Source organism: Mesorhizobium sp. M4A.F.Ca.ET.050.02.1.1, assembly GCF_003997725.1.
GTDB lineage: Bacteria > Pseudomonadota > Alphaproteobacteria > Rhizobiales > Rhizobiaceae > Mesorhizobium.
The window spans coordinates 1-2,256 of sequence record NZ_RZSG01000896.1 but is presented as its reverse complement, the minus strand read 5'-3'; the positions used below and the strand labels follow the sequence as shown (position 1 = coordinate 2,256).

The 2,256-nt window shown below is 59.9% G+C and carries 3 protein-coding genes and 3 pseudogenes; all 6 read left to right on the top strand.

Going from position 1 to position 2,256, the window contains the following annotated elements; genetic code table 11:
* Positions 1–41: 41 nt before the first annotated feature.
* Positions 42–613: pseudogene (locus EOA33_RS32830) on the top strand (hypothetical protein); the annotation flags it as partial.
* A gap of 343 nt (positions 614–956) precedes the next feature.
* Positions 957–1,070: pseudogene (locus EOA33_RS41070) on the top strand (antirestriction protein ArdC); the annotation flags it as partial.
* Positions 1,046–1,192 (top strand): hypothetical protein, encoded by a 147-nt coding sequence (locus EOA33_RS39455; RefSeq protein ID WP_190234447.1) that lies wholly within the window; start codon positions 1,046–1,048, stop codon positions 1,190–1,192. The pseudogene EOA33_RS41070 and the gene EOA33_RS39455, both read left to right, overlap by 25 nt.
* A 35-nt stretch (positions 1,193–1,227) precedes the next feature.
* On the top strand, positions 1,228–1,596 hold the full coding sequence (locus tag EOA33_RS32820) for a hypothetical protein (RefSeq protein ID WP_127407512.1): 369 nt from the start codon (positions 1,228–1,230) through the stop codon (positions 1,594–1,596).
* 47 nt (positions 1,597–1,643) lie between these two features.
* Complete coding sequence (locus EOA33_RS32815; protein ID WP_127407511.1) at positions 1,644–1,988, top strand: ArsR family transcriptional regulator; 345 nt, start codon at positions 1,644–1,646, stop codon at positions 1,986–1,988.
* Positions 1,989–2,025: 37 nt separating this feature from the next.
* Positions 2,026–2,256: pseudogene (glyA, locus tag EOA33_RS32810) on the top strand (serine hydroxymethyltransferase); the annotation flags it as partial.

Here is a 2,256-nt window from a genome sequence, read left to right as displayed (position 1 = left end):
AAGGGCATCGCTAGAAAGGAAAGCTCAATGTCCAGTTCAACCGCTCCACCAAGACCAAGGCCCGCGTCGCCCAGCTTCGCAAGGGCACCACCCTCGAAATGGTCCGGCTCAGCTGCCGGATGGCCACCAGGCGACCCTCATTTCCGAAAGCTTCGGCCTCTCCGTCCTCGACGGCGACGGCATCCGTGAATTCCATGAGCGCAGCCTGATCGAAAGCGCCGATACGCTCGCCGAGGGCCTTTCCGAAAAGGCCATGCAGATCCCCCTGCAAAGGATCGTCGGCTCGCATGTCGGTTCGGCCTTTGGAGCAGGCCAGTTCTACTCGAAGGCCGTCACCGAAGCGAAGGACGCCACGGCCAAGCTCGCCAATGACACCCGCGACGAGGATATTAACGGACCGGTCGGCTTCGACAGCAAGGGCCAGCGCAAGCGGGAATTCGCCGCCGAAATGGGCCTGCAGGCACATGCGCTGCGCATGGCGGCCGAGGGCGCCGTCGCCGCCTACGAGCACGTCGTTGGTGAAGGCTGGAAGCCTTACGAACGCCAGACCGAGAACCCCGGCCAGAGCGTCAGCCGGCAGGCGGCCGATCTCCAGATGGCGGCTCTGGGCTAACTGCCACTGGGCGGAACTTCGGTTTCCCCTTTTCACAATTCGACAGGCGGGCTCCCTCCGGGGGCCGGCCTTTTGCATGTCGCAATGTATCCGGCTTCGGATCCTTGAAAGAGAAGGAGATCTCGTTGTTTGGCCGCGCCGATCGCGGCCGTCACGAATGTTGGTCCTGCTTGCGGTCCTCGCCCGGCGTAACGGGTTCGCCGTCCTCCACTGACGTTGCGGCCCGGCTGCGAGATTTCTCCTCCTCCGATTGAACCTCGACCAGGTTCGCGGATCTGCGGTCCTGCGCTGTCGGACCTCGTGACGGCCGCGATTGTCGCCGGCTCGAATGGAGGTTCTGGTCATGGACAGGAAAGAGAACAGATCTAGCGTGGACATTTACGCGACGATCACCGACCGGATCGTCGCGCATCTGGTAGAGGGTGTACGCCCGTGGGTGAAGCCATCGAGCTGGGCAATGCGAGTGGCGCATCACACGCTCTCAAGCATCTCGATCTCCCGACCGCGATCGCTGTGCCTAATTCGGCGTTGGAGCAGGCTTTCCGCGCGCTGCCGGATCGTCCGGTCGATGGAGCGTGAAGCAGCCGTGCCATAGCATGCCCAGATCAGGCTGAATGGCAATTGCCCTGCAAGCCCATGTCATCTCGAACAATCTTGAGAGATTTCGGTCGTTGCAACAAAACCTGCAAAAAATTTTACGGAAACTTTGCGAGCGCAAACCCCTGACGATGGTACGTTTTCCGGAAGGTCTGAGGTCAGGCACGGCTGAAAGAGCTTATACCGATGTACGCCCCGGGCCGCCGCATGGAACCAACATCGGTAATAACAACCAAGGGCAAGAGGAGCGCTCATTCGGCTCTGAAAGCCGCAGGTGGCGCTACCCAAGAGATGATCGTCGCCTCACGGCCCATTCAAGGCAATTGTGTAGAACACCGCTATCGCAGCTTAAAACAAGTACACCCTTTGCGGAGAACGCCAAATGACACAGTCAGCAGGACGAGTATTCAGTCTTTTTACGGGCTGCTGAAGAATGAAGACACTGGTCAGCCGCCTGCAGACGACAGCGCATCTTGATCGTCTTCGAATTCTGGGCCTTTGCGCACATGCGGACCTAACGATCTGCGGGCTGGCGGAAGTTCTGGGTCTGCGTCGCGAGCAAGTTGTGCGACACGTGAGGGTGCTCACCAGAGCCAACTTTCTTTGCTGCAACGAACAACGTCCGCAGTCTTCGTACCATCTGCAGACAGGAGGCAGGGATGGCGGGCTGGCTCAATTGTTGGTCGATCTCCTGCCCCACGACGATGAGTATCATAAGCGGGACCTGGAGCGGCTCGAGGCGGTTCAAGAAGCGTGGTCCAACGGGACTGCTGCTTGATCGTGGAATAGATCAAACCAACTGGAGCGCGACTACCATGGACAACTCCGCCGTCGGCGCCATCGCGCGCCCCGACACCAACAGACAGGCTAGCCTGGCAGCGGTCGATTGCCGCGTTCACGAACTGCTTCTAAAACAGGAGCGCCAGGAGCGGACAACGCTCAAACTTATCGCCTCCGAGAACTTTGCCTCCGCGGCGGTGTTGGAAGCGACCGGGTCGATTTTCACCAACAAGTATGCCGAGGGATACCCCGGTGCGCGCTACTAC

Coding starts and splice junctions, on each gene's coding strand:
- EOA33_RS32815 (WP_127407511.1), top strand. CDS start 1,644: ATGAAGACACTGGTCAGCCGCCTGCAGACGACAGCGCATCTTGATCGT.
- EOA33_RS32820 (WP_127407512.1), top strand. CDS start 1,228: ATGGCAATTGCCCTGCAAGCCCATGTCATCTCGAACAATCTTGAGAGA.